Source organism: Williamsia sp. 1138, from assembly GCF_002095435.2.
Lineage (GTDB): Bacteria > Actinomycetota > Actinomycetes > Mycobacteriales > Mycobacteriaceae > Williamsia.
This window is the reverse complement of sequence record NZ_MJEJ02000038.1, coordinates 123070-150040: the sequence shown is the minus strand read 5'-3', so window position 1 is coordinate 150040 and position 26971 is coordinate 123070. Positions and strand designations below refer to the sequence as shown.

Below are 26971 nucleotides of genomic sequence, written 5' to 3'. Positions count from 1 at the left end.
GGCAAAGTCAAGTGGTCAACGCAACGAGCTGGTCTTAGCGGTGACTTCTTGATGGGCTTGGAAGACTCCGGGCTGGCGGCGTGGGTGATCGACCCGCGTCGCCTGTGGAGTGGCTTGGGGTAGTTGTTCTTGCTTCCGGTTCGAGGGCAGGGACGGGGTATGGATGTACTTAGGCGGCGGCGTGTACGGCAAGTAGTTCCGTCAAGGCTTGGGCCGGAGTTTTCCACTCCAGGGTTTCCCTCGGCCGTCTGTTGAGGGTCGCAGCGACGCGGGCGACGTCGGCTGCGGTGTGCACGCTCAGGTCGCTGCCTTTGGCGAACCAGTGGCGCAGAAGCCGGTTGGTGTTCTCGTTGCTACCGCGCTGCCACGGTGAGTGTGGATCGCAAAAGTACACAGGCGCTTGGAGTTCGAGCTGAATCCGGTCGTAGGCGGCGAGCTCGGTGCCGCGATCCCAGGTAATGGATCGCCGTATGTGGGCGGGCAAGTCTCCCATCGCTGTGATCATCGCGCCAGCAACGGTATCGGCTTGGTGATTGCCCGGCAGGTGCAGCAAGATCACGAACCGGGAGGTTCGTTCGACCAACGTCCCGATCGCTGTGCCACCGGACCCCATGATCAGGTCACCTTCCCAATGCCCCGGAACCTTGCGATCTTTCACGTCAGGGCGGTCAACGATCTTGAGGGCTTTGTCGTAGATTTTGCCCTGTCGACTCGCGCTGATTCGCGACTTGCGCGCCGGCCTACTGGTGGACAGAGTCTTGTACAGGTCCGCCCGCAACGACCCACGCGACTGGACGTACAACGTGTTGTACAGCGTCTCGTAACTAATTTGATGCGCCTTGTCGTTGGGGAACTGAATCTTGAGCGAATGCGACACAAGCTTGGGACTCCACCCGTCGTCAAATGAGTCTTCTATCATCTGCTGTTCGGGGTGGCCATCGAGCTTGAATGCTTTAGGCCGCAACGCATTGACCTTGGATCGCTGGTGCGCCATCAGCGCGTGATACGTGCCGTCGGCGTTCGAGTTGCGGCCGATCTCACGCCACACCGTCGTCCGCGGCCGACCTATGAGTATCGCGATCTCAGTGACGCCCAGATCGCGTTGCAGCGCCGACTGGATCTCGATCCGCTCGCCCAACCCCAGTCGATGCCCACGCGTCTCAGTGCCATCGTCGTCGACCACAACCGCCAGGCCGCCTACTCCGCCCTTCATCAGTGTCATGCCGCCAGCATTCGCCCACCAGCGGTCGGCAGTGCTGTTCGACACGCCCATTACCCGAGCCGCAAAATCCTTCGTCGACCCCGTACAAAGCAGATCGAAGAACCCAAACCGAATAGCAATATCAAACGGACGTCTACCCATCGCAACCTCCAAGCAGTCAGTGTTGCGTTGACCGTATGAATTTGCCTGGGCAAACGCTCGCCAGAACCCACCAGTTCCGGTCAGACGGCCGAGCGCACCGGGGGTTTGACGGCCGTGACGGGGCACTGGGCATCGAGCAGGACCCGCTGCATGGCACTGCCGGTCAACAATTTGCCGACGGGCGAGCGTCTGCGGATGCCGATGACGATCAGCTCGACGTCATCGCGGTACGACGCGTCGATCAGGTTGTCGGCATGGGACAGGTCCGGGTCATTCGGCTCGAGCTTGACCACGACGTCCGCCGCGTCGGCGGCGTGGCGAGCGGCGGTCAGGTCGAGGTCGAACTCGGGCGTCGCAGCGCTGTCGTCCTCGGCGATGACGAGCAGGTCAGTGCCACGCATGCGGGCCTCCGCGAAGCCGAAGCTGAGCGCACCGCGGCCCTCGACGGACGAGACATAGCTCAAGACGACACTCATGAGTTAACTCCTGACGTGGACTTCGGTTGCAGCACAGGGGTTGTGAGTGTCCCGCGCTCGAGATACTCGTTCAGGTTCGCCAACGTCAGCGCCTCCATGGCCGCACGGGTCTGCGTGGTCCCACTGCCCACATGGGGCAGGAGCACGACGTTGTCGAGATCGAGGAGTTCGTCCGGCACATTCGGTTCGTCGGCGAACACGTCGAGGCCGGCACCGGCGAGGCCACCGGAGGTCAGCAGCTCCACCAGCACCTCCTGGTCGATGACACTGCCGCGGGCGACGTTGATCAGGTAGCCGTCGGGACCGAGTGCTTCGAGCACCTCGCGATCGACCAACTTTCGCGTGCCCTTGCCGCCTGCCGCGGCGACCACCAGCACATCGACCGACGCCGCGAGCTCCACCGGGGACGCTGCATATCGAAACTGCGAACCCGGGATCTCGTTGCGGTTGTGGTACGCGATGTCGCAGCCGAATCCGACGAGCCGGTCGGCGATGGCTGCACCGATCCGGCCGAGGCCGATGATGCCGACGCGAGCACCGCTCACCTTGCGGGACAGCGGGACGTTGCCTTCGCGCGGCCACCGGCCCGCCCGGACGAAGCGGTCTGCGGCGGAGAAGCCGCGCAGGGTGTCGATGAGCAGTCCCACGGCGGTGTCCGCCACGCAGTCGGTCAGGACGTCAGGGGTATTGCTGACCCCGATGCCGCGCTGTTCCGCGAGCTCGACGTCGGTGGTGTCGTAGCCGACACCGAAATGCACGATCGCTCCGAGGTTCGGCAGGTCCGCCATGAGAGCGGCGTCGACCCCGGTGCGTCCCGAGGTGACCACGGCGCGAACAGCGGCTCCGTGCTCGGCGAGGAACGTCGCCCTCGTGTCGTCGGTGGGCAGCAGGATCGCGTCGTGGTCGACGGCAAGCGACTCGGCGAGTGAAGGCTTCAGCGGTCCGACTTGGAGCACCCGATCAGCTTGATTCACAACCGATTTCGCATCTCTTGTCGCGGCTGTTGCTGTGTTGACCATCGCGCCTCCTGACGGCAGGGCAGAACCATCGTGGTCCACCACTGGGCTACAGGTACGGTATGCCGCCTCAGGAATACCTGTCCAACTCGTAAATAACATCAACTGATACCCAAACGGCATGATTCGCTCGGCGCCGCCCATCGGGCATTCCGAGCCATTCGGGGAACTGGCTGGTCACGCAGTATATTTACAGTGATTCAAGTCACCAGTTGGGCGCACCGGTGATGGTCATCATCGGCCAAAAGGGCCTTTTCCAGGCGTTTTGGCCTGTTGACGCGTTCTCGGAGCACTCCTACGTTGTGGCTACCGTCACAAACGGCAGCGTCCGACGACCGACGCGATTCATCTTCACAACGGAGGAACCATGCACGCCGCAGCCCCGATGCAGCCGGCTTCCCGACGCACCCTGCGCGCTGTCGTGGCTGCCGCCGCAGTCGCCGCACTCGCCACCGGATGTTCTGTCGCCAACACGACACAGACCGACGCCGCCGACCCCGACACCCTCCGCATCGTGCTCCCCCAGGAGCCGCCCACGCTCGAACCGTGCGACGCCTCGCTGACCGCCACCGGACCGGTGGTCCGTTCCAACATCACCGAGCCCCTCATCGAGCGCAATCCCGACAGCGGGGACCTCGAACCCAAGCTCGCCGACTCCTGGGAGCAGACCTCACCGAACACGTGGACGTTCCGCATCCACCAAGGAGTGAAGTTCAGCGACGGCACCACGTTCGACGCCGAAGACGCCGCCTTCTCCATCAACCGCACCATCAACTCTTCGATCGGGTGCGAGGTCGACGGTTACGTCTTCGGCGACGACGAGCTCGTCGTCGAGGCCACCGATCCCGCCACGGTCACAGTCACCACACCGACACCTGATCCCATTCTGCCGCTCCGTATCTCGTTCATCGAGATGGTCCCCGCCACCACCGATGCCGGCGACAAGGTACGCATCCCGATCGGGACCGGCCCCTACCTCGTCGACTACTGGGACGCGGGCCAGAAGCTGGCGCTCGCACTGAACCCCGAATATTCCGGCCCGACACCGGAATACACCCGGGCGGTGTACCAGTGGCGCACCGAGGGCAGCGTGCGGGCCGCGATGGTGACCAACGATGAAGCGGAGATCGCCACCTACCTCGGCCCCGAGGACGGTGCCGGCGACCTCGGGGTCTCCTACCCGAACAACGAGACCACCGCGCTGCGGATGCAGGCAGACGAACCACCGCTCGACGACTACCGGGTCCGTGAGGCCATCGACCTGTCGGTCAATCGTGACGGCATCATCAAGGCCCTGTTCCGCGGCCTCGGGGATCCGGCATCGCAACTCGTCGGTCCGAGCATCGTCGGGTTCAACGACGAGATCACACCCACCCCCTACGATCTGAATCGGGCGAAAGAGCTTGTGGCAGAGGCCAAGGCCGACGGTGTCCCGGTCGACAAACAGATCAAACTGATCGGGCGGACGGGAATGTTCCCCAAGATCAACGAGACCATCGAGGTCATCCAGAACTCCCTCGACCAGGCCGGCCTCAACGTGAAGATCGAGATGATGGACACCTCGGGCCAGATGCTCTACCAGATCCGCCCTTTCCCCGACGAAGGCCCGGTCATCCTGATGATCCAGCACGGCAACCAGGCCGGCGACGCCCAGTTCACCGCGGAGCAGTACCTACTCAGCGACGGCTACCAGAGCACCTACGGCACCGCCGCCTTCGACCGCGAGATCGAGAATGCACAGGAACAGATCGGCGACGCACGTCAGGACGCGTTTGCCGAGGTACTTGCCGACGAGCCTCGCCTGATCCGGCAGTACGCCTACATCGCGCACATGAATGCTGTGCTCGCCAAGGCACCGACCGTTGCCTACCAACCCAATTCCGCGACCGGCGACGAGATGCGCCTCGCCGAGATGACCCACGCCACCGCATCCGGCAACGACTGACACCCGCCGTGAGCCCACTCGCGTTTTTCAGCCCACTCGAAGGACCCACCATGACCAGTACCACTCAACCGAGAAAGCGGTGAGAGATGTTCGCCTTCCTGCGACGCCGCATGTACACCAGCCTCATCCCTCTGCTGGTGGTGCTCTTCGGTGTTTTCCTGCTCGCCCGATTGACCGGTGACCCCACCAATCTCTATCTACCGGTCTCCGCCACCCCCGACCAGCGCGCCGAGTTCGCCGCCGAGAACGGCCTCGACAAGCCCGTCTGGAACCAGATGCTCGACTATCTCGGTGGCGTCATCCACCTGGACTTCGGCGAGTCACTGCGCACCGGGGAGTCCGCCGCCGGAATGGCCCTGCGCGCGTTCCCGGCCACCCTGCAGCTCGCGTTCTTCACCATGCTGCTGGCCATCGTCGGGGCAGTGATCCTCGGATGCTGGGCGGCCCTGCGGCCGAACTCCCTCGCCGACCGCTTCTCGTCACTGCTGTCGATGACAGCGGCCAGCGTCCCTGACTTCTGGTTCGCCATCACCGGCATCTGGATCTTCGCCGTGGTGTTCGGGTGGTTGCCCACCTCGGGCACCGGCAGCACCCTGTCGTGGATCCTGCCGATCGCGACCCTGCTGATCCGGCCGCTGGGTGTCTTGACCCAGGTCGTCCGCGGAGCGATGGTGCAGGCCCTGTCGGCACCCTACGTCCGACTCGCCCGCAGCAAGGGCGCAGGCGACTTCCGGGTCGTCACCCACCACGCCCTGCGCAACGCCGCCGCACCAGCATTGACCGTCGCCGGCGACCTCGCCGTCGCCCTGGTCAACGGCGCGGTGGTGGTCGAGGCCATCTTCGGGTGGCCCGGCATCGGCAAGCTGATGATCGATTCGATCCTGCAACGCGACTTCGCGGTGTTGCAGGCCGCGGTCCTGCTGACCGCCGTCAGCATCTTCATCCTCAACGTCGTCATCGACGCCGGATACGCGCTGCTCGATGCCCGGGTCCGCGAAAAGGTCAAGGTCTAGGAGAACGACATGTCGATTGCCACCGGACCCACCGAGTCCACCGTCACCGACCCCACCGGGTCTCTGGTCGCACCCACCGACCTCGCCGGCGATTCCGTCGCCACCGGCAAGGTCCCGTCCGGCAAGATGCCGCTCTGGCGTCTGCTGCTGCGGGACCCGATGGCCACCGTCGCCGCAGGAATCCTCACCTTCGTCCTGCTGGTCGCCGTCTTCGGGCCGTGGCTGGTCGGCAACGCCGCGACCGACCAGAATCTGGACGAGTCGAACCTGGCCCCGTTCAACCTCGACACCGGCTGGATGAACGTGCTGGGTACCGACCCGCTGGGCCGCAGCATGCTGGCCCGGCTGATCGTCGCGTGCCAGACGACGATGATGGTCGCCCTGCCCGCCGTGGTCATCTCGGGCATCATCGGATCGGTGATCGGCATGTGGGCCGGTTACCACCGCGGCTGGCGTGAGACCACCGCGATGCGCGTCGCCGATGTGATCATGAGCTTCCCGTCGTTGCTCTTGGCCGTCGTCGTGCTCTACGTGTTCTCGCCGAGCGCCGCCAACATCGTGCTGGTGCTGGCCTTCACCCGCATCCCTATCTACCTGCGCACCGCCCGGGCCGAGTCGGCCGAGTTGCAGAGCCGGATCTTCGTCGACGCCGCACGGACATTCGGCGCGAGCAGTGGATCGATCATCCGCTCGCACGTCTTTCCCATCCTGCTACCGACCCTGCTGACCGTCGCCACGCTCGACTTCTGCTTCGTGATGCTGGCCGAATCCTCGCTCAGCTTCCTCGGCATCGGCATCCAGCCCCCGGACATCAGCTGGGGCCTGATGGTCTCGCAGGGACGTACCTATCTGCAGACCGCGTGGTGGCTCTCGTTCTTCCCCGGCCTGGCCATCGTGGTGACCACCGTGTCGGCCACCATCCTGGCGGCCTGGGCCCGCATCGCCACCGATCCCGGTCAGCGCTGGCGCCTGACCGTGCCGCGTGCCCGCCGCCGTCTGTTCTCCTCACGAAAGGCAGTCGCATGAGTGCACCCGCCATCGACAACCCGACCGCCACAGCCGCCGACGACCGCATCGCGCTCGACGTCTCGGATCTGACCGTCGACCTGCGCACCCCTACCGGTGTGGTGCGCGCCGTCGACCACGTGTCGTTCATCGCCCGCCGTGGTGAGACGCTGGCCCTGCTGGGCGAATCCGGGTGCGGCAAATCCATGACCGCTCAGGCGCTGGTGGGGTTGCTCGACCCCATCGCCGACATCACCGACGGGACAGTGCTGCTGGGCGAGACCAACCTGACGACGGCTAGCAAACGAACGCGCCGACGCGTCGCTGGCACCGAACTGGCGATCGTGTTCCAGGATGCGTTGACCGCACTCAATCCCGTGTACACGGTCGGCACGCAACTGGCCGAACCGTTCCGGATCCATCGCAAGATGTCGGCCAAAGCCGCCAAACGCGAGGCAATCCGGCTGATGGAACACGTCGGGATCCCTGAACCGGAATCTCGGATCGACTCCTACCCGCACCAGTTCTCCGGCGGTATGAGGCAGCGGTTGCTGATCGCCATGGCCGTGGCCCTGAGCCCCAAGGTGCTGCTCGCCGACGAACCGACCACCGCTCTCGATGTCACCGTGCAGGCGCAGATCATGTCGCTGCTGCAGAATCTGCGGAGCGAGTTCGACATGGCGGTCATCCTGATCACCCACGACCTTGCGCTCGTCGCCGAGCAGGCCGATCGGGTCGCGATCATGTACGCGGGCAACGTTGTCGAGACAGGACCGGTCTCGGAGGTGTTCGCCAACCCGCGACACCCGTACACCAAAGGCCTGCTCGACTCGGTGCCGGTGCACACCAAGCGGGGCGAGGATCTCAAGTCCATCGGCGGCACCCCGCCGGATCTGCACTCGATCCCCACCGGATGCGTGTATCAGGCGCGATGCCCACTGGCACAGGAGATCTGCCGCACCACACGCCCAGCACTGCAGTCGCTCGACACCGGGCGTTCGGCAGCGTGCCATTTCACCGAGGAGGTCGGCAATGTCTGAGTCAACCCAGGTCGCCAAGAAATCGAAGGTTCTCGAAGTCCGGGATCTCACCAAGACGTTCAAGGTGCCCGCCGGTAAGGACGGGAAGACGCAGCTTCGCGCCCTGGACGGGATCAGCCTCGATCTCGCCCGCGGTGAGACCCTCGGCCTCGTCGGCGAATCCGGTTGCGGCAAATCGACCCTCGCCCGGACGCTGATGATGTTGGAGCGCCCAGACGACGGCACGGTCAGCTGGGATGACGTCGATCCCTACACCCTCGGCAGCAAGGACATGCTCGCCCTGCGGCGCCGCGTCCAGATGGTCTTCCAGGACCCGTACGCCTCGCTGAACGCCCGGATGACCGCAGCAGAAATCGTCTCCGAGCCATGGCGGACGCACAAAACGCTCTACAAGTCGAAGCGCGACCGGGCCGCCCGGGTCCGCGAACTCCTGCATCTGGTGGGACTGCGGCCCAGCGACGAACACCGCTCGCCGCAGGAGTTCTCAGGCGGTCAGCGGCAGCGGCTCGGCATCGCCCGTGCGCTCGCGCTCAACCCGTCGGTGGTCATCTGCGACGAGCCCGTGTCCGCACTCGACCTCTCCGTCCAGGCGCAGGTGCTCAACCTCCTCAACGACCTGCAGAAGGAACTGGGGATCTCCTACATCTTCATCTCGCACGACCTGTCGGTCGTCCGGCACGTCGCCGACCGTGTCGCGGTGATGTACCTCGGACGGATAGTCGAAACAGGGCCGACCGAAACAGTTTTCGACAAACCTCTGCACCCGTACACCGAAGCGCTGATGTCGGCGGCCCCGACGCTCGACCCGAGCACCCGCCGGACGCGCATCATCCTCGAAGGCGAGGTCCCGTCGCCGCTGAACCCGCCGTCGGGCTGCCGATTCCGCACGCGCTGCATGCATGCCACAGCCGAATGCGCGGAGTCGGCGCCACCCGTCGCGACCGACGTGGCACCGGGCAAGTCGATCCGCGCCGAGCTCAGCGAACCGTCCCACATCGCGGAGTGCTTCCATCCCCGGGGCTCCGTGTCCTTGGGCATACCCACTGCGGTCGGGTGAGCGTCGCCGCCTTTTCACTGGTGGCACTGGCGGTCTTCGCCGCCGCCTGCGTGCAGGCGTCGATCGGGTTCGGGATGGGCATGCTCGCGGCCCCGATCGTGGCGCTGATCGAGCCGAGTCTGATCCCGGGCACCCTCATCATGTCGGCGGTCGTCGTCACCCTGCTGGTCGTGATGCGCGAGCGGCAGAGTCTCGATCTGCGTGGCACCGGTTGGGCGTTGGCCGGCCGGGTGCCCGGCACGCTCGCAGGTGCCGCCCTGTTGCTACTCCTCCCCGAACGGGGGCTCTCGTTGTTGCTGGCCGGGGTGGTACTGGCCGGGGTGGTGCTGGCGACGATGGGATGGGGCCGCAGCCGCTACGCCGCAATCTCGCCACAGCGGGCGCGGCGTCGGGACTTCTCGGCACGGCCACCTCCATCGGCGGCCCACCCATGGCACTGGTGCTGCAAGGCTCGACCGGCGCCCGACTCCGCAGCAACATGAGCGCCTTCTTTCTGGTCGGTTCACTCATGTCGATCGCGGTCCTCGCAGCCGCCGGGGCGATCGAGCGGCAGAACACCACGATGTTCGTGATGCTCATCCCGGCCACCGTCCTGGGTTACGTCGCATCGCGTTTCGTGAACCGGGTCCTCGACCCCGCACGTCTGCGGTGGCTCTCGATCGGGATCTCATCCGTCGGTGCCGTCCTGCTCATCGGACAGCAAATTCTATGATCACCACCACTCGAAAGGCCGGAAGAATGACCACACACCCGAACTCGGCGAGCCGCGGCGCGCCCGTCGTCACCGATATGCGAGTGATCCCGATCGCCGGCCGCGACAGCATGCTGCTCAACCTGTCCGGTGCGCATGCGCCGTTCTTCACCCGGAACCTGGTGATCATCACCGACTCCGACGGCAACACCGGTGTCGGCGAGGTACCTGGCGGCGAGCCGATCCGGCAGACGCTCGACGATGCCCGGCAATTGGTTGTCGGCCGTGGGGTCGGCGCCTACAACGCGGTTCTCGGCGACATGCGACGCACCTTCGCCGATCGCGACGCCGCGGGTCGCGGCAACCAGACGTTCGACCTCCGGGTCGCTGTCCACGCCGTCACGGCGGTCGAATCCGCATTGCTCGACCTCCTCGGCCAGCACCTCGGCGTGCCCGTCGCGGCCCTGCTCGGCGACGGGCAACAGCGCGAACGTGTCCAGGCATTGGGATACCTGTTCTTCATCGGCGACCGAAACAAGACCGGGCTCGACTACGCCGACGGTGCCGATGAGACTGACGACTGGTTCCGGCTGCGGCACCAGGAGGCGCTGACCCCGGAGTCGGTGGTCGCCCTCGCCGAAGCCTCGCAAGCCCGGTACGGTTTCGCCGATTTCAAGCTCAAGGGCGGTGTGCTCGCGCCCCGTGACGAAGCGGCCGCGGTCACCGCGCTGGCCGAGCGATTCCCCGACGCCCGGATCACCCTCGACCCGAACGGCGGATGGCTGTTGTCCGAGGCGATCGAAACCTGCCGCGGTCTGCGCGACGTGCTGGCATATGCGGAGGACCCCGTCGGCCCGGAGGGCGGCTTCTCCGGTCGCGAGGTGATGAGCGAGTTCAAACGCGCAACCGGCATGCTCACCGCCACCAACATGATCGCCACCGACTGGCGCGAGATGGGCCACACCATCCGGTCCGGAGCGGTCGATATCCCGCTCGCAGATCCGCACTTCTGGACGATGGCGGGCTCGGTCCGCGTTGCTCAGCTATGTGATGCGTGGGGTCTGACCTGGGGGTCTCACTCCAACAATCACTTCGACGTCTCGCTGGCGATGTTCACCCATGTGGCCGCTGCCGCCCCGGGGAACGTGACCGCCATCGACACCCACTGGATCTGGCAGGACGGCCAGCGGATCACCCAGGCGCCCTACGAGATCGTCGACGGATACCTCGCCGTTCCCGATCGGCCGGGCCTCGGCGTCGACCTGGACATGGACCAGGTGGAGGCCGCACACGAGTTGTACCTGCGTGAAGGCCTTGGTTCCCGCGACGACTCAGTTGGCATGCAGTTCCTGGTGCCCAACTGGACCTTCGACAGCAAACGTCCCGCACTCGTGCGGGCCTGACCAGATCGGCACAACTCATGCGCGTGGTCATCGGCGACCGTAATCTGTTGCCTCACCGGGAGCTCCTGGAGGGCCTGGTTCCCGCACACACCGACCTGATCTGGCACGAAGTCTTCGACGAAGCCGCGATCATCGCCGATCTGGCGACCGCAGATGTCTACGTCGGCGGCAAGTTCACCGCGGCGATGGCCGCCGCCTCACCCCGGCTGCAGCTGGTCCATGTTGCCGGAGCAGGTACCGACAACATCGCCTTCGCTTCGCTCGATCCACGCACCAAGGTTGCCAACACCTTTCACCATGAGGACTCGATCGCGGAGTACGTTCTGTCCACTGCGATCATGCTGCGGCGCGGATTCGTTGCCCAGGACAGGGCCCTTCGCCGCGGCACCTGGTCGACCTCCGTGTACGACGACGCGCTCCCACAGCCTCTGTCGATGAACGGGGCTCACATAGGGTTCGTCGGATTCGGGCACATCGGTTCGAAGAGCTGGAAGCTGCTCCGCGGTCTAGGGTGCACCGGGTCCGCTGTGACTGGCAGCGGCGCCGTCGACGCTGCGGCCGTCGGGCTGTCGTGGGCAGCTGACGCCGCCGGCCTGCACCGCCTGATGACCGAGTCCGACATCGTCGTCGTGTCCGCACCCCTCAATGACCACACCCGCGGGATGATCGGCACGACCGAGTTCGCGGCCCTCGGCAGTGACGGGGTCCTGATCAACGTCGGCCGCGGACCGCTTGTGCAACAGCAGGCCCTCTACGATGCATTGCAGCGCAACATCATCCGCGCCGCGGCCATCGATGTCTGGTACTCCTACCCTGGTCCCGACGGTGACGGCGATCCCGGCGACCTTCCGTTCGCCGACCTGCCCAATCTGCTGATGACCCCGCACTCGTCCGGGATCACCAGAGATACCTTCGTCGGCCGGGTCCGCGACATCGCCGACAACATCCGCCGCCTCGACCGCGGTCTGTCCCTGGCCCGCACAGTCCGCTGACCACCCCGACCCAACCCCGTCGACCAGGGCAAAACAACCGCTGACCGTGCCCTTGCGTGCGTTGACCGTGCTCGTGATACCGGGTTCCCGGGAACATTCGCCCCAGAGCGTGACTCCTATGAACACCACCGCACGCAAACAACCACATCGCGAAGGGCACATCATGGAATTCGACTCCGGCTACGGATACGCCGACTACGGATACGCATCAATCGAAGCCAACAGCTACGCAGACACCGCATGGCAGTCGGGCGATTACGACAGCTACAACTACTGGTCGGCTGAGTCCAACAGCGCCTGGAACACCGGCGTCGACATGTACGTCGGCGGGGCGGATGCCACCGGAACCAGTACCTACAGCACCGGCGAGTCCTACTACGACGGCGGTTACTGAGTCCGATTCTCGATCGGCATTTACAGGTGGTGCTGCCGCCCGGCCCGTCCGGGCGGCAGCACCTTGCGTTTCACACTGTGGAATTGTCAATTTTCGAGCGCGGTCCCGATGCGTTCTCGGGTGCGCGGGGGTCGAGCGGTCTGAAAGTTGTTGTGAGAAGGTAGATCAGGCTGCGAGTGTCATGGTTCGCCTGTTGTAGGCGGGTAAGGGTCTTCGTTGCGGGTCGATATCGGCCGGCGGAATCAGCCACGGGTGTCCATCAGACCCCATCGTGATCTCCCATCCGGTGTTGTGGATCGCGCGGTGGCAGGTCCGGCACAGTAGGCACCCGTTGCCCAATGTGGTTGTGCCACCGTCGGACCAGTAGATGATGTGATGGCAATCAGACCAGGACGCTGATCCGCCGCATTTAACACAGCATTGGTCGCGGATGATGATCGCTTTGCGGACAGCGCCGGTGAACAGGCGTTTAGAAGGTCCGACGTCGATCGGCACCCCGTGTTGGTCGAGGATGACCGATGCCATCGAGGAATCGCACGCCAGCAATTTCGCGAGGTGCTCGGTGATCGGTCCCATCCACTCCAGCGTCGCCCGCTCGGGGTGGTCGGCGGGTACGGACACGTTCACCTCGGTCCGCGGTGCCGACACGAATCCATCGCCGCCGCCACCGCCGCAATCGAGCAACTGATGCAACGCGTCAGCGCGGCGCTGGGTGTCACTGCGGGCATCATCAGACCCATCGGGCTCTGGGCGTGGCCGGCTCCACAGATCCAGCGCGGCGTACAACTTCTCCCCGATCTGCGCATCCACATCGAACCGTCCGACCAACCGGCCCTCACTGAACGCATAGTCGAGCTTGTTGATCGAGGGATCCTCCGCCGGGGTGGGTCCGCCGGTGTCGTGGGCGACCTGGTTTCCGAGACCTTGGGCGATCTTCTCGATCTCGGTAGGACGCGCTCCAGAGATCGCATGACTCAACAACTTCGTTTCGAAGACGGCTCGTTCCTCGTTGCTGATCCCGACGTCTGACCTGTCGTTGATCTGCCTGATCCCTTTGACCACGGCGTCGACATGCTCGGTGGAGAGAAATCCGTCCCGGAAGTAGCCGGCGGTGCGATCGAGCTTCGCGACGCCGGCGCCGATGCGTAGCCAGCGCGATGCTGGTGCTGGGGCGGCACCGTTGTCTTGCAGCCACTTCGACGGTGTGGTGCCAGCTCTCTTCGCGAACCCGAGTCGGTCGATCATCGCCGCACAGACCGACAATTGCGACTCGGTGGCGTTGCGCAAGGTGATCAGATCTTTCGTCAGTGACGCCAGGTCCCCGGGATCGTCCGGTACCACCAGATCGATCATCTCTTCAGTAGTAGTGCGGATGTTCATCGAACCCTCCCCAGGTCGATCGACTAAGACCAATCTAACTGTTCGAACATGTGTTCGCAAGTAGTCTGAACAGATGAATGCTGTTGATAGTCAATCACTTTCAACCAGTTAGACACCAACTAAACTAGGGCACAGTGCCTTCGAATCAAGGCCATCAGCGACCTCCGACAGTCGGATCAGTCGTTTGCACGGGTAATTGGTTGAGCTGCTGCATGACTCACAGAAGCACGCTCGGTCAGCTCGGCACGATCGACGGTCGGATCGGCACGGCCAGCGGGGGCTCAGACGACTCCGATACAGATGCCGGCATCACATCACCCACCGGAACCGAGACGACCATGAGCGGGGATTCAGTGGCCCTGGGTGGGCATGGCTGCCGGCATCGGCGCCTTGGCGGCAAAGCCCACGGATCGATCATTACTGGCTACCTCGCCGGCGCCCTGCTGCCCGTCCTCACCACCGCGTGGAAGCGCCACGTCGCACCCCCGCACCCCATCGAGTACCGCGGCCAGGTCGTACCCCTCGAGTTCACCGCCTCGGCCGGTGCCCTGCGGATGGAAGGGCACGACGGCCTACCGCACACCAAACCTTTGCTAACGAATGGGGGTGGAAATCTCCGATCGGGGGCGGGCGTAGAGTGACGCGCGCCACACTGGTTTACACACGCCACGACGGCAGCAGCCCGGACGACAAGTCCTCCTACCGCCCACAATGCACAGGAGCCATGGTGACCGTTACCAAGGAACGCGACTCGGATCCACACATCGATCTGATCAAAACCGACCCCGATCGTCCCCCCGTCGCGATCATCGATCGCAGCCCGATGACCGTCGGCAAGCGCATCATGTTCGCTGTCATCGCCGTCATCGGCGCCATCGCCTGGGCGATCATCGCCTTCGTCCGCGGCGAAACCGTCAACGCGATCTGGTTCGTGATCGCTGCGCTGTGTACCTACGTCATCGGGTACCGCTTCTACGCGCGGCTGATCGAGATGAAGATCGTGAAGCCACGCGACGATCAGGCCACCCCGGCCGAAGTCCTCGACAACTCGCAGGACTACATGCCGACCGATCGCCGCGTGCTCTTCGGTCATCACTTCGCCGCGATCGCCGGCGCAGGCCCACTGGTCGGTCCGGTACTCGCCGCGCAGATGGGATACCTGCCGGGAACGATCTGGATCATCATCGGCGCCGTATTCGCCGGATGCGTCCAGGACTACCTGGTGTTGACGATCTCGACACGTCGTCGCGGACGCAGCCTCGGGCAGATGGCGCGCGACGAACTCGGAGATGTCGGCGGATTCGCCGCCCTCATCGCGGTGTTCGTCATCATGATCATCCTCATCGCCGTCCTCGGCCTCGTCGTCGTCAACGCACTGGCCGAAAGTCCCTGGGGCGTCTTCTCGCTCGCGATGACCATCCCGATTGCCCTGTTCATGGGTGTGTACCTGCGATTCCTGCGCCCCGGACGCGTCTCCGAGGTGTCGATCATCGGTTTCGTGCTACTGATGCTCGCCATCGTCATGGGCCGCTACGTCGGCGAATCCAGCTGGGGTTCCGACTGGTTCAGCCTGTCCCCCGTCTTCCTGAGCTGGGCGATCATCATCTACGGCTTCGCCGCCGCGGTGTTGCCCGTGTGGCTGCTCCTCGCACCCCGCGACTACCTCTCGACCTTCATGAAGGTCGGCACCATCGCGCTTCTCGCCCTGGGCATCGTGATCGCTCGACCCGTCATGCAGGCTCCCGCGGTCAGCGAGTTCGCCCACAACGGCCAGGGTCCCGCCTTCGCCGGTGCGCTGTTCCCGTTCCTGTTCATCACCATCGCCTGCGGCGCGCTCTCCGGATTCCACGCACTGATCGCCTCCGGCACCACCCCGAAGCTGATGGAGAAGGAGAGCCAGGCCCGCATCATCGGCTACGGCGGCATGCTCACCGAGTCGTTCGTCGCGATCATGGCCCTCATCACCGCGTGCATCCTGAATCAGCACCTGTACTTCTCGATGAACGCGCCCAAGGGCGTCACCGGCGGAACCCCGGAGGGCGCCGCCGAGTACGTCAACAACACGCTCAACCTGCCCGGCGATCCGACGACTGCTGCTCAACTCGACGCCGCCGCGAAGGCCGTCGGCGAGGAGTCGATCATCTCCAAGACAGGTGGCGCCCCGACGCTGGCGATGGGCATGGCCGACACCATGCAGAGCGCGTTCGGCGGCGAATCCCTTCGCTCGTTCTGGTACCACTTCGCGATCATGTTCGAGGCCCTGTTCATCCTGACCACGGTCGATGCCGGTACCCGCGTGGCGCGGTTCATGCTCTCGGACGGACTGAGCAATGTGAAGGGCGGCAAGCGCTTCAAGGATCCGTCGTGGAAGCCCGGCGCCTGGCTGTGCACGCTCATCGTCGTCGGCCTGTGGGGTTCGATCCTGCTCATGGGTGTCACCGACCCCCTCGGCGGCATCAACACGCTGTTCCCGCTCTTCGGTATCGCCAATCAGCTGCTGGCCGCCATCGCGCTGACCCTGATCCTGGTGGTCGTGCTCAAACGTGGCCTCCTCAAATGGGCCTGGATTCCCGGCATCCCACTGGCCTGGGATCTGACGGTGACCATGACCGCGTCCTACCAGAAGATCTTCTCGAACAATCCCGCGATCGGTTACTGGCAGCAGCACAGCGACTTCAAGAACGCCAAGGATCAGGGGCTCGGTGAGTTCAAGACGGCCTCGACCCCGGACGCGATCGATGCGGTGATCCGCAACACGTTCATCCAGGGAACGCTGTCGATCATCTTCGCGGTGCTGGTGCTCATCGTTGCGGCCGCGGCCGCGGTCGTATGCGTCAAGGCCATTCGCAAAGGCGGGCTTCCGACCACCGAGGACGAACCGGTGGAGTCGAAGATCTTCGCGCCGAGCGGACTGATCGCGACCCGTACCGAAAAGGAGGTGGAGAAGGAATGGGAGCAGATCGGAAGGCCGGAAAGGACGTCGCATTGATCGAGACCCTGCGGCGTGGAGCCGGAGCGCTCCGCTGGTACGTCGGTTCGGTCATGGGTGACAACCACTACCGGCGGTATGTGACGCACCAGTCGGCACTGCACCCCGACGTCCCACCACTGAGCGAGAGTGACTACTGGCGGATGCGATACCGGAACCAGGATGCGAATCCAGAGGGGCGCTGCTGCTGAACCCAGGATCGGTGCGCCGGCGGACGGCGGGTGTTTCAGTCGGGCAGTGTGGCGAAGAAGCGGCGCAGACTCTCGGTCCAGTAGTGCTCTTGGCGACGCTCGAGCAGATGCCGAGAGCGCTCGCGCGCGACCGCGATCAGCAGCATCGTCAAGAACACCGAGAGCACCACGGCCGCCGTCGTGCCGTACATCCGTTTCTCGGCGGCCGACACCTCGCCGGCCCAGTCGCCGTTCTCGTCGACGTTGATGGTCATGTCCGCGCCGGCGGCCGTGCCGGTCGGGACCGCGATCACGCCATCGTGCCGGCGGCCGTTCCATTCCCAGTGCGCTTGCACCGACACCAGAGGCGCGCCCATGGTCTGTGCCGTGATCGGTGGGGCGGGCGTGTCGACCACTGCCCGGGCCTGGGAGATCACCATGGGCGAGTCTGCCGGGTCAGCAGCATTCCACACCATCACCCCGGCGAAAACCGGAATGCTGGCGGCGACTACAACGATCAGGATCAGCCATCTGCGGAGCCAGGTTTCGTAGCGGTCGACCGGTCTGCTGAGCGCGCCCGCGGGTGCGGCGCGCTTGCTGTGCCCCATGTGCCTTCTACTACGCATCCCATCGACCCCTCGTCCGCGGCGGCCCGGCCGTCAATTCGATTGTCGCGACATTTGACGATTGTGCAACCGGCGACGCACCGCCGTTAGTGTGGGCCTACGCATCGGCAACCGAGAGAGCGGGACAAACACGTGAGTCGACTCATCGAGCTATGGACCGGCGACGACGGCCAAAGTCACTACGCCGAACGCGAATTCGACATACCCATCCAAGACGCGTTACGCGTCCACGCCACCGTCACCCCGGCGGGTGGAACATACGAATGGCACACCGCCCCGCACCGCCAGTACGTGATCACGCTCACCGGCACCCTGCGTTTCACCACGAGGGCCGGCGACAAGTTCGTCGTGACACCAGGCGACGTGCTCCTCGCCCACGACACCATCGGCGGTGGCCATCGCTGGGAGCTGATCGACGACCAGCCGTGGACCCGCATCTACGTCGAGCTGCCCCAGTAGAGGCAGATCATCGATCCCGCCATGCACCGCGAACATACTGCGGGCGATAGGGGGCGTCGTTTCTGCTCACCCCGAGTTCGTGTGCGGCCCGCAGCGGCCAAGCCGGCTCTCGGAGAGCTGCACGCGCGAGCAGGATCGCGTCTGCGGCCTCGGAGGTGAGGATCTTCTCGGCCTGTCCTGGCTCCGTGATCAGACCCACCGCTGCTGTGGGGACACCCGACTGCTCGCGGATGCTCTGCGCGAACTCCACCTGATATCCGGGGCCGACCGGGATCTCGGCGAGCACGTTGCCGCCGGTCGACGCGTCGATGAGGTCGACTCCGTGTGGTGCCAACGCCGACGCCAGCTCTGCGCTCTCCTGGGCGGTCCACCCACCGTCGGCCCAGTCGGTTGCCGAGATGCGGACGAACAGGGGTTTGCCCTGTGGCCATACGGCGCGGACGGCGTCGACGACCTCGACCAGGAATCGCGTTCGGCCCGCAAAGTCTCCGCCGTACTGGTCGTCACGCTGATTGGACAGCGGCGAGAGGAACTCGTGCAGCAGATAACCGTGGGCGGCGTGGATCTCAACGACGTCGAATCCGGCCTGATCGGCTCGCCGGGCGGCGGCGGCGAACGCATCGACGAGGTCGGCGATCTCGGTGACGCTCAGTGCGGTCGGAACGTCATAGCCCTCGAATGCGATCGGCGACGGAGCGCTGGTCACCCAGCCACCCTCGGCCGCAGGCAACGAGCCGTCCTGGTCTGCGAAGGGCGAGTAGGTCGACGCCTTGCGGCCTGCGTGCGCAAGCTGAACGCCGATCGCCGAGTCCTGGTCGTGTACGAAATCCACGATGCGTCGCCAGGCCGCCGTCTGCTCCTCGTTCCAGATCCCGGCGTCCTGCGGGCTGATCCGGCCCTCGGGGACCACCGCAGCAGCCTCCGTCAGGATGAGCCCGAAGCCGCCGGTGGCATGTGAGCCGAGATGGACGAGGTGCCAGTCGGTAGGGACGCCGTCCTCGGCGAAGCAGCTGTACTGGCACATCGGTGCCAGCCAGATCCGATTCGCAATGGTCAGGTCGCGCAGGGTGATGGGCTCGAAGAGGGCGGGATTGCTCATGCCATCGTCCAACCGACAACCAGGTCGATAGATTCCGTCTACTGCATCAGTGGTGGTTGATGGCCTGCTCACCGACATCTGTACCGCTGAGCTGACCGACCCGCTCCCGGATCAGGCGTCCGCCCTGACCACGCAACCCGCGGGTTCATGATCGGTCGCCGGGAAGGCGGTGGCCAATGCCGTCGCGAACCGGCGGCCCCGCTCGGTATAACCGGCCGCGGTGTAGTGGATCCCGTCGGTGAACCACGCCGGATCGGCTTCTGCTGCCCAGTCGTAGAGCCGCAGATTCGGATACCGCTCGCAGGCCCGCAGCAATGCAAGGTTGAACTTTTCCATCTCGCCGTTGTCGTACGCGGGGTTGGCGTTGAGTTCGGTCGTGCGCACCGTCGGCCACAGCACGGGCTGGTCGCCGAGGGGCTTCAGCAATCGATCGATCCTCATGTCCACCGGACCCAGGCCGCCGACCACGACATTGGCGGTGTCGTTGATACCCATCGCCATCACCCAGCAGCCGGACTCACCTCGCGCGATATGACCCTTGATGGCATCGACGGCATTGGGCTCTCCGGCGACCTCTTCCAGACTCGACCTCGCGCCCGAGATGTCGGTGATGACCGTCGTCGCGCCGACGCGCTCGTACTGCGCCGGCACCCTGGTGATCGGATCGGGCAGGGTCTCCTCGCTGATCATCCCCACCGAGGTGGAGTCGCCCACGTGGATGACCGTGGCGCACTCGGTGCGGCGTTGCCCGATGGGTACGGTCGGCCCGGTTGAAACCTTCTCGGGAACAGCGGATACGGGGGCGACGGGCAGCGCGTTCATCGACGTCGTCGCCGGACCGGAGCCGGGAAGGGCGTTCACGAAGGCGGTGTCGGTGTTCAGCGCACTCAACCCGACCATCGCCCCGGCGGCGAGCGTCAGCACGAGCGCGCAGCTTCCCACGATGGACCACCTCTGCCGACGAACGCGGGGCGCTCTGAGCCTCTCGAGTGCTGCGATGAGTTTGTCGACCAGCGAAGCGATGAGTGGGCGTTCGCGCTCGACGCCGAGACGCCATGCCCCGGCGAACCCGTGGGTACGGATGGGATTTTCGACGAACCGCCACGACAGCGCGGCGAGGACGACCGTCGCGACGATGATCACCACCGAACTGATGGGACGCGAGTAGGCCCGAAAGGCCATCGGCGTGAACGCGATCAACGGCATGTGCCAGAGATAGATCCCGTACGACCGCTCCCCGATCCAGCGCAGCGGCGTCAGACCGAGCACCGTCGCGACGAGCGTCGCGGGGACGACGGCGGCGATCAGCACTGCGGCCGTGGCGAGGCTGAGCAGCGCGATTCCGTAGGTGTACAGGCCGGCTCCGCCATCAGGCATCGTCGTCACCAGCACCACGACGGTGACCAGACCCACCAACGCCGCGACATCGAGGCCACATCTGCCGTTGTGCGACACGGTGGTCGAGCGTGCAGGCCACCACATCGCGACCGCCGCGCCCACCAGCAGTCCACCCGCGCGCGTATCGGTTCCCTCATAGGCGCGGGTGTTGTCGAAGCCAGCCACCGAGAGGTCGTAGAGGAGATAGAACGAGACGAGCGCGAGCGCGACGGTTGCCACGGTGATCAGCGCGCGCCGCCGCACGACGAAGAACATCGCCGCGAGCACCAGTGGCCAGAGGAGATAGAACTGTTCTTCGATCGACAGCGACCACATGTGACCGAGTGGACTCGGCGGACCGAAGCGATCGAAGTAAGACGTCTCGGCAATGATGTTGTGCCAGTTGTTGACATAACCGAGCGAGCTCAAGGCCTGCCAGGCGTACTCACCGACTCGGCGGGGTTGGGCAAACGCGGCGGCGACGAGCGTGGCCGCCAGCACCAGTACGACTGCAGGCAGTAGGCGGCGCAAGCGTTTGATCCAGAAGGTGCCGAGGTGCCACTTGCTGGTCTTCTCCTTACCGGAGATCAGGATCGAGGTGATCAGGTAACCCGACAGGGTGAAGAAGACCCCGACACCGAGTAATCCACCGGTGAAACCGGGAACTCCGAGGTGGTAGAGCACGACGAACGCGACTGCGAGCGCGCGGATTCCGTCGAGGGCTGGCAAGTAGGTCGCGTCGGACTCAACTGGACGTGGCATGTCGGACTGACGGTTCCTTTGATCGACTCTGCAGGTCGCGTCGGTCATGAGGTGTCGTAAGACCACACACGTGCGTGTCGACGTGTTGTACCCCGCCCCGCGGCCGCCCTGGAGGGCGGACAGGCCGCCAGCGTATCCCGGCGAAAACAGCCGCAGTATCGTCTGATTGCGCTACATCAGGGGCACCACATCAGCGCGTGGTCGCAGATGCCAATCCGAAATCAGTTGTCGACAAGCAAATATCGACGATGGGCGCGAAGCAGATCAGGCCGTTCCCGGATTGCGGCGCGGCCATCGGCCCCGGGGAACTCTCCGGCGCCGGAACGGTGTTCGCAGTTCCCACCACACATCCCGGGGTCGGGCCGCCGCCGGCCGGGTACGCCGTGGCCAGTGCGCTCGCGATACCTCCGGCGAACACTTCCGAACCCGCGGTCGTGTGATGGATTCCGTCGACGAACGCGGAGTCTGGAAGATCGGCCGCCGCGTCGTAGATCCGCAGGTTCGGATACCGCGCGCAGGCCTCCGTGAGGGCGCCGTTGTAGGCGACCATTTTTTCGGGCTCGTAATGCATCGGCGCAGAAACGAGCGTCTTGAGATTCGGCCACAGCACCGGTTCGTCGCCGACCACCTGCATCAGTTGGTCGATGCGAGCGGCCGCGTCGATCTGGGACCCGGCGGAAATGTTGGCGGCGTCGTTGGTGCCGATCTGCAGCACCCAGCATCGGCCCGCAGCGGGGTGCGTGCGACTCAGTTCTTCCGCGGCCGAGACCGCATTCGGCTTGTCGTCCACTGTTTCGACACTCGATCGTCCGCCCGCGACATCGAAGAACGAGGTCGTCACCCCGGCGGCCTCGTATCGCTGTGCGACGTCGGCGCCCGGGCTGTCCGCCTCGTCCGTGATGCCCAGCGACAGCGAGTCACCGACATGCAGCACGCTCTGGCACGACGTCTGAGGATCTTGCTGGTCAGCGGTCGCATCGGACGTGCAGGCAACTACGGCAGCCATGCATCCGAGTGTTACCAAAGTTGCCAGTGGGGCTGATGTGGATAGTCGCACGCGGCTGATCGTAACCGTGTTCGCCACGGCGCCCGGTCACGATCAGGTGCCGAAGTTCAGGCGGAATCCCGCTCGAACACGCCGAGATCTTCTGCTGTGACGCTGTCGAGCGTCTTCCAGAGCGTCCGGGCGAGATCCTCGTCCGCGCCGAGCCCGACGAATTCGTCGCTCCACAGCCGCTTGTCGGACCGGCGCGTATGCCAACCGAGAAAACGCATCGACGGTGCCTGTTCGCTGGTCGCGGCGAACAGCAGCGGCAGGGCGCCCTCCTCCGCATCTCGCGAGATCAGAGCATGCGCGAGACCCATCACCGACTTCTGGAAAAACCCGGTGACATTGTCGTGCATCGGCGTTGTGCTCATCCCTGGGTGTGCGATGAGACTGCGCACCGGCGACTCGACGGACCGTAGCCGCCGCTCGAGTTCGGCGGCGAACAACACCGTGGCGACCTTCGATCGGACATAGGAGCCCTGCGGTGAGTAGTAATCACCGAACGCGAGGTCGTCGAACGCGAGGTCCGCACGGAAGCGGCGATACAGGTTGGACCCCACGCTGACCACGCGGGGATCTCCGCCCATCTCGAGCAGCGGGAGCAACAAGTTGGTGAGCGCGAAATGTCCGACGACGTTGGTGGCGAACGTCTTCTCGATGCCGTCGCCGGTGAACGAGTAGGGCTGATTGCTGACGCCGGCGTTGAGCAGCAGGACGTCGAGTGGCTCACCGGCGGCGAGCATGCGATCGGCAAATGATCGAACCGACGACAGTTCGGCCAGGTCGAGGTGCTCGACACGGCATACCGCGCCCGGACTGCCCGCCCGGATGCCGGTCGCGACTCGATCGCCTTTTTCGAGGTCACGGACCGCGAGGATCACATGGGCGCCCGCGCCGGCCAGTTCGCGAGCCGCGATGGCGCCGAGACCGCTGCTGGCACCGGTGACGATGATCCGGCGGCCGACCTGGGACGGCATGTCTGCCCGCGTCCAGTGGAAGTAGTTGTCGCTCATCGCTTCTCCTCGGTCTGTCGAATCGGATAGCAAATCCGGTTGACCAAACAGTAGCAGAAGCGGATAGATCATCCGAGTCGATGAACATTCCGGTATACTCGCGGTGTGGACGACAGCTTGCATGCGCGGAGCCCGGCGGGGCTGAGGTCGGACGCTGTCCGGAACCGCGACGCATTGCTCACGGTGGCGCGTCGGAGCCTCGCGGCCGGTGACGACACCCTCGCGATGAACGCGCTGGCCAAAGAGGCTTGCGTCGGCGTCGGCACCGCCTACCGACACTTCCCTTCCCGGCAGGTCCTGCTCGAGGCGCTCGCTGTGGACTCGTTCGACAAGCTGGTCGTCGAGGCCCGCGACCTCACACACGACCCGGATACCGCAGGTGCGCTGCATCGCCTGATCGTCGCCGAGATCGAACTCCAACTCGACGACGCCGGGCTGAGCGCGGTGCTCGCGTCCGAGACCTGCGCCTGCACCGACACGATGGCAATCATCGGGGAGCTCGGCGAGCTCACGTCGCAACTGCTCGAGCGGGGCGTCCGAGAGGGCATCGTGTCAGCCGAACTCGACGCCGACGACATCCGGCACCTGATCTGCGGTACCGCCTTCGCAGTTCGAGCGGCCGGCCGCGAATCCCTCGACAGCTATGTCCGGGTACTCGTCAACGGTCTGCGCCCTTAGCGACACCGACACCGCGCACATCCCACGGCAGATACCATCGAGGTGATCAACGATGATCACCCCGGACGATCGAAACCGTACCCGGACGCCGACAAGACGGTACTTCCCCATGAAGGGAGTACGTCATGGCATGGCTGGTACTGGTTGCCTCCGGTGTTTTCGAGGCCGTCTGGGCCACCGCGCTCGGTCGGTCCGAAGGTTTCAGCAAGCTGACACCGACCATCGTGTTCATCGTCGGGCTCGTCATCTCGATGCTTGGCCTCGCCTATGCGATGCGGACCCTACCCACCGGGACGTCGTACGCGATATGGGTGGGGATCGGCGCTGCACTGACCGTTTCGTACGCGATGATCTCCGGCAGCGAGGCGGCATCGGTTCTGAAGATCGTCTTGATACTCGTCATCGTCGGCGCTGTCATCGGTTTGAAACTGGCTCACTGACCATTGGCCGTGTCCGGCGCGCAGCTCCATCATCAGCCAATTCTCATGATTTCGCGTAGACCATGCACACAATCGGTCCGTACCATCTCTAATGATGAGCATTCAGATGAAGGCACTGTCAGCGTTGCTGCGGTTCCAGACGTATCGCCGCGGGGACACGGCGGCGAGTGTGCGTGCCTACATCAACCGCACCAAGGTCGCGGCGACCCCGCCCGCAGACTTGCGTGAATCGCACATCGTCACCCAGCGGCTCATCGCCGGATTCCCCACCTACCGGGTGATCTCGCGTACCGCCGGAACCGACTCGACTGTGCTGTACCTCTACGGCGGGGGTTACGTCAGCGAGATCGGGCCGGGCCACTGGACGCTCATCGGCCAGCTTGCCGACGCCGGGATACAGGTCGAAGTGCCGATTTACGGCCTCGCGCCGCGTTACGACCACCATGACGCCGATGAGTTTCTGACCGCCGTCTACCAGCGTGTGATCGCAGAGAACCCCGGGCGCCCGATCTCCTTTGTCGGCGACTCAGCCGGTGGCGGGCTCGCCCTGGTGCTGGCCCAGACAGCCGCCAAACTGCAGCTACCCCCACCCGATCGCCTGATCCTCATCTCCCCCTGGCTCGACTTGTCCTTGAGCAATCCACGTATCGGCCCTGTCGAACGTCGCGACCCCTGGCTCAGCCGCATCACGCTCGACATGGCAGCCCGGGCCTGGGCACCCAACACGATGCTCACCCATTCGTCGGTCTCGCCGATCTACGGAGATCTGAGCAACCTCGCCCCGACAGATCTCCACATCGGCACACACGATCTGCTCTACCCCGACGCCGTCCGTTTTCAGGAGCTGGCCGCGGCGGCGGGATCCGAGGTGCGGTTGCACACCTGCCCGTCGGGTCTGCATATTTATCCCCTCACCCCCACCCCGGAGGGCCGTGCGGCAACTCGCGACATCATCGAATCGCTGCAGATGGCCTGATTCGAGACCGAAAGTCCGCGGTCTCGATCGCCACACGCTTTGGTCACGGCATGGTGTCTGCGCGCGGCAAACAGTAAACCTCTACTTGAGGTGTATAGGTTTGCCCAGACCAGATCGATAGCGCGGTGGCGAGGAGCAACATGCACGGGTATGGGGCTTCGGCCAGGGTACGAGCGTGCCTGACCCTGGTTCCATTCCTGGCGGCGCTAGTTGTTTCAGCGCTCGCACCCGCACCAACGGCCGGGGCGGACTCCATCGTCAGACCTGTCGCCGCCGATCCCAGCGTGATCCGCGCCGACGACGGCACCTATTACATGTACGCCACGGCCGACGACTGGGGTGACGGCCAAGGCGCTCACAACATGACGGTGTTCACCTCATTCGACCTCGTCGACTGGCGGTACGTAGGCGACGTCTTCCCGACAGCCCCTTCGTGGCATCGGCCCGGCAACCTGGCGTGGGCACCCCACATCAGCACATCCGCAGGTACGTACTCACTCTATTACTCGTTGTACGATGCGACGAATCCATGTGTCGGTCTAGCTACTTCGGCGTCGCCTACCGGTCCGTGGACCGACCTCGGCCATCCGGTGTTCTGCGCGAAAGACGTCGGCGTCGGCGGCACCATCGATCCCTTCTTGTGGGACGACGGCACGTCCAAGACGATGTTCGTCGGGAACTTCAAGGGCGTACACGCGATACCCCTCAACGCCGAGGGAACAGGCCCGAGCGGAGCCCCGGTCACGACCATCGCCGACGACCGGTTCGAGGGGCCCGAAGTCGTCTTCCGCGAGGGCTACTACTACCTGTTCGTGTCCGCGGGACATTGCTGCAACGGTCCCGACACGGCCTACCGAGTCCTCGCCGGCCGGTCGAAGTCACTGACCGGTCCGTATCTCGATCGCAAGGGCGATGACCTGAACAAGGGTGGCGGCGCACTCCTGCTGGCGGGCAGCCAGGCGTGGGCAGGCCCCGGGCACAACACCGTGGTGACCGACGACGCCGGGGCGGATTGGATTGTCTATCACGCTGTTCCGCGTGCCGACCTGAAGCTGCCCAGCGGCGCACAACGACGCGAGGGCATGATCGACAAGATCGTGTGGGCGAACGGCTGGCCGGAGATCGGTGACGGTTCTCCGAACTCCACCCGGCCCGCGCTGCCCGACACGAAGCTCCCCGTGCGGGTGTCTCTCACCACCGACAGCCCGGTGAAACTCACCGAGGCCGGCGGCCGCGTCGCCGCGAAGTTGATTGTCACCGCACCCGCAGGCGCACCGTACTCGGGTCAGGTCTGGGTCAACGTAGCCGTACCGGGAACCAGCACAGGGGCAACCATCGTCGGTCCCGAGACGGTGAATGTTGCTGCGGGACAAACCATCGAGAAGTCTGTCGAGTACGAGATCACCCCCGAGTCCGCCGCGGGGATCTACGGCGTCTTCGCTTTCGCGGGACCGTCCGTCGACGCCCCGGTCGAGATGGGCACCATCACGGTGTGGAAGACCGGGCAGGTGGCGACACCCGGTCTGGGCGGGATGTCGTCGTCGTTCGATCGGCGGTGA

The 26971-nt window shown here is 65.0% G+C and carries 25 protein-coding genes, 1 pseudogene and 1 riboswitch; of the genes and pseudogenes, 17 read left to right on the top strand and 9 right to left on the bottom strand.

Features of this window, described 5'->3' with window-relative positions:
• Positions 1-169: 169 nt before the first annotated feature.
• From BH683_RS10415 to BH683_RS10405, 3 genes are all read right to left on the bottom strand, one after another.
• Positions 170-1222: an IS30 family transposase gene (locus tag BH683_RS10415; RefSeq protein WP_246833120.1), complete on the bottom strand. Its 1053-nt coding sequence runs from the start codon at positions 1220-1222 to the stop codon at positions 170-172.
• 221 nt (positions 1223-1443) lie between these two features.
• The gene (locus BH683_RS10410; protein WP_084836183.1) at positions 1444-1839 is read right to left on the bottom strand and encodes a universal stress protein; all 396 of its coding nucleotides are present in this window, start codon (positions 1837-1839) and stop codon (positions 1444-1446) included.
• Positions 1836-2858 carry a 2-hydroxyacid dehydrogenase gene (locus BH683_RS10405; RefSeq protein WP_084836182.1) on the bottom strand — a complete coding sequence of 341 codons (1023 nt, stop codon included), beginning with the start codon at positions 2856-2858 and terminating at the stop codon, positions 1836-1838. The genes BH683_RS10410 and BH683_RS10405 overlap by 4 nt, the downstream gene beginning before the upstream one ends.
• Before the next feature lie 382 nt (positions 2859-3240).
• On the opposite strand from BH683_RS10405, the gene BH683_RS10400 reads away from it, so the two are divergent.
• From BH683_RS10400 to BH683_RS10360, 9 genes and pseudogenes are all read left to right on the top strand, one after another.
• On the top strand, positions 3241-4800 hold the full coding sequence (locus BH683_RS10400) for an ABC transporter substrate-binding protein (protein WP_094647391.1): 1560 nt from the start codon (positions 3241-3243) through the stop codon (positions 4798-4800).
• An 86-nt stretch (positions 4801-4886) separates the two neighbouring features.
• Positions 4887-5813, top strand: coding sequence for an ABC transporter permease (locus BH683_RS10395; protein WP_084836180.1), 927 nt, complete (start codon positions 4887-4889; stop codon positions 5811-5813).
• Positions 5814-5822: 9 nt separating this feature from the next.
• The gene (locus BH683_RS10390) at positions 5823-6839 is read left to right on the top strand and encodes an ABC transporter permease (protein WP_084836179.1); all 1017 of its coding nucleotides are present in this window, start codon (positions 5823-5825) and stop codon (positions 6837-6839) included.
• The gene (locus BH683_RS10385) at positions 6836-7858 is read left to right on the top strand and encodes an ABC transporter ATP-binding protein (protein WP_084836178.1); all 1023 of its coding nucleotides are present in this window, start codon (positions 6836-6838) and stop codon (positions 7856-7858) included. The genes BH683_RS10390 and BH683_RS10385 overlap by 4 nt, the downstream gene beginning before the upstream one ends.
• On the top strand, positions 7851-8915 hold the full coding sequence (locus BH683_RS10380; protein WP_084836177.1) for a dipeptide ABC transporter ATP-binding protein: 1065 nt from the start codon (positions 7851-7853) through the stop codon (positions 8913-8915). The genes BH683_RS10385 and BH683_RS10380 overlap by 8 nt, the downstream gene beginning before the upstream one ends.
• A 74-nt stretch (positions 8916-8989) precedes the next feature.
• A pseudogene (locus BH683_RS10375) lies at positions 8990-9627 on the top strand (TSUP family transporter).
• Between the two features lie 26 nt (positions 9628-9653).
• Positions 9654-11009: a glucarate dehydratase gene (gudD, locus tag BH683_RS10370; protein ID WP_084836198.1), complete on the top strand. Its 1356-nt coding sequence runs from the start codon at positions 9654-9656 to the stop codon at positions 11007-11009.
• 17 nt (positions 11010-11026) lie between these two features.
• Positions 11027-12001, top strand: coding sequence for a 2-hydroxyacid dehydrogenase (locus BH683_RS10365; protein ID WP_084836176.1), 975 nt, complete (start codon positions 11027-11029; stop codon positions 11999-12001).
• Positions 12002-12119: 118 nt separating this feature from the next.
• Positions 12120-12395: a hypothetical protein gene (locus tag BH683_RS10360; RefSeq protein ID WP_084836175.1), complete on the top strand. Its 276-nt coding sequence runs from the start codon at positions 12120-12122 to the stop codon at positions 12393-12395.
• A gap of 165 nt (positions 12396-12560) precedes the next feature.
• On the opposite strand, the gene BH683_RS10355 is transcribed toward BH683_RS10360, so the two are convergent.
• Positions 12561-13775 (bottom strand): DUF222 domain-containing protein, encoded by a 1215-nt coding sequence (locus tag BH683_RS10355; RefSeq protein WP_084836174.1) that lies wholly within the window; start codon positions 13773-13775, stop codon positions 12561-12563.
• A 212-nt stretch (positions 13776-13987) separates the two neighbouring features.
• On the opposite strand from BH683_RS10355, the gene BH683_RS10350 reads away from it, so the two are divergent.
• The 3 genes from BH683_RS10350 to BH683_RS29145 all read left to right on the top strand — a co-directional run bounded on the left by BH683_RS10350 (position 13988) and on the right by BH683_RS29145 (position 16955).
• Complete coding sequence (locus tag BH683_RS10350; RefSeq protein ID WP_084836173.1) at positions 13988-14416, top strand: hypothetical protein; 429 nt, start codon at positions 13988-13990, stop codon at positions 14414-14416.
• Between the two features lie 86 nt (positions 14417-14502).
• On the top strand, positions 14503-16764 hold the full coding sequence (locus tag BH683_RS10345; RefSeq protein WP_246833297.1) for a carbon starvation CstA family protein: 2262 nt from the start codon (positions 14503-14505) through the stop codon (positions 16762-16764).
• A complete protein-coding gene (locus tag BH683_RS29145; RefSeq protein ID WP_084836171.1) occupies positions 16725-16955 on the top strand; it encodes a YbdD/YjiX family protein in 231 nt (76 codons plus the stop codon). Before BH683_RS10345 ends, BH683_RS29145 begins: the two co-directional genes overlap by 40 nt.
• A gap of 35 nt (positions 16956-16990) precedes the next feature.
• Here BH683_RS29145 and BH683_RS10335 read toward each other — a convergent pair whose 3' ends face one another.
• A complete protein-coding gene (locus BH683_RS10335; protein ID WP_084836170.1) occupies positions 16991-17542 on the bottom strand; it encodes a hypothetical protein in 552 nt (183 codons plus the stop codon).
• 150 nt (positions 17543-17692) lie between these two features.
• On the opposite strand from BH683_RS10335, the gene BH683_RS10330 reads away from it, so the two are divergent.
• Positions 17693-18019, top strand: coding sequence for a hypothetical protein (locus tag BH683_RS10330; protein ID WP_084836169.1), 327 nt, complete (start codon positions 17693-17695; stop codon positions 18017-18019).
• Positions 18020-18026: 7 nt separating this feature from the next.
• Here BH683_RS10330 and BH683_RS10325 read toward each other — a convergent pair whose 3' ends face one another.
• The 4 genes from BH683_RS10325 to BH683_RS10310 all read right to left on the bottom strand — a co-directional run bounded on the left by BH683_RS10325 (position 18027) and on the right by BH683_RS10310 (position 23318).
• Positions 18027-19118, bottom strand: a complete 1092-nt coding sequence (locus BH683_RS10325; protein ID WP_084836168.1) for an NADH:flavin oxidoreductase/NADH oxidase — start codon at positions 19116-19118, stop codon at positions 18027-18029.
• A 111-nt stretch (positions 19119-19229) separates the two neighbouring features.
• Entirely contained in the window at positions 19230-21257 is a 2028-nt protein-coding gene (locus BH683_RS10320; protein WP_084836197.1) for an acyltransferase family protein, read from the bottom strand.
• A gap of 190 nt (positions 21258-21447) precedes the next feature.
• Entirely contained in the window at positions 21448-22263 is an 816-nt protein-coding gene (locus tag BH683_RS10315) for an SGNH/GDSL hydrolase family protein (protein ID WP_143696031.1), read from the bottom strand.
• A gap of 107 nt (positions 22264-22370) precedes the next feature.
• Entirely contained in the window at positions 22371-23318 is a 948-nt protein-coding gene (locus BH683_RS10310; RefSeq protein WP_168187011.1) for an SDR family NAD(P)-dependent oxidoreductase, read from the bottom strand.
• A 105-nt stretch (positions 23319-23423) separates the two neighbouring features.
• On the opposite strand from BH683_RS10310, the gene BH683_RS10305 reads away from it, so the two are divergent.
• The 4 genes from BH683_RS10305 to BH683_RS10290 all read left to right on the top strand — a co-directional run bounded on the left by BH683_RS10305 (position 23424) and on the right by BH683_RS10290 (position 26971).
• Positions 23424-23996: a TetR/AcrR family transcriptional regulator gene (locus BH683_RS10305; protein ID WP_084836165.1), complete on the top strand. Its 573-nt coding sequence runs from the start codon at positions 23424-23426 to the stop codon at positions 23994-23996.
• A 39-nt stretch (positions 23997-24035) separates the two neighbouring features.
• Positions 24036-24102: riboswitch (guanidine-III (ykkC-III) riboswitch) on the top strand.
• A gap of 19 nt (positions 24103-24121) precedes the next feature.
• Positions 24122-24436 (top strand): multidrug efflux SMR transporter, encoded by a 315-nt coding sequence (locus BH683_RS10300; RefSeq protein ID WP_084836164.1) that lies wholly within the window; start codon positions 24122-24124, stop codon positions 24434-24436.
• Positions 24437-24530: 94 nt separating this feature from the next.
• Positions 24531-25412 carry an alpha/beta hydrolase gene (locus BH683_RS10295; protein ID WP_094647389.1) on the top strand — a complete coding sequence of 294 codons (882 nt, stop codon included), beginning with the start codon at positions 24531-24533 and terminating at the stop codon, positions 25410-25412.
• Between the two features lie 140 nt (positions 25413-25552).
• Positions 25553-26971 carry a family 43 glycosylhydrolase gene (locus BH683_RS10290; protein WP_084836162.1) on the top strand — a complete coding sequence of 473 codons (1419 nt, stop codon included), beginning with the start codon at positions 25553-25555 and terminating at the stop codon, positions 26969-26971.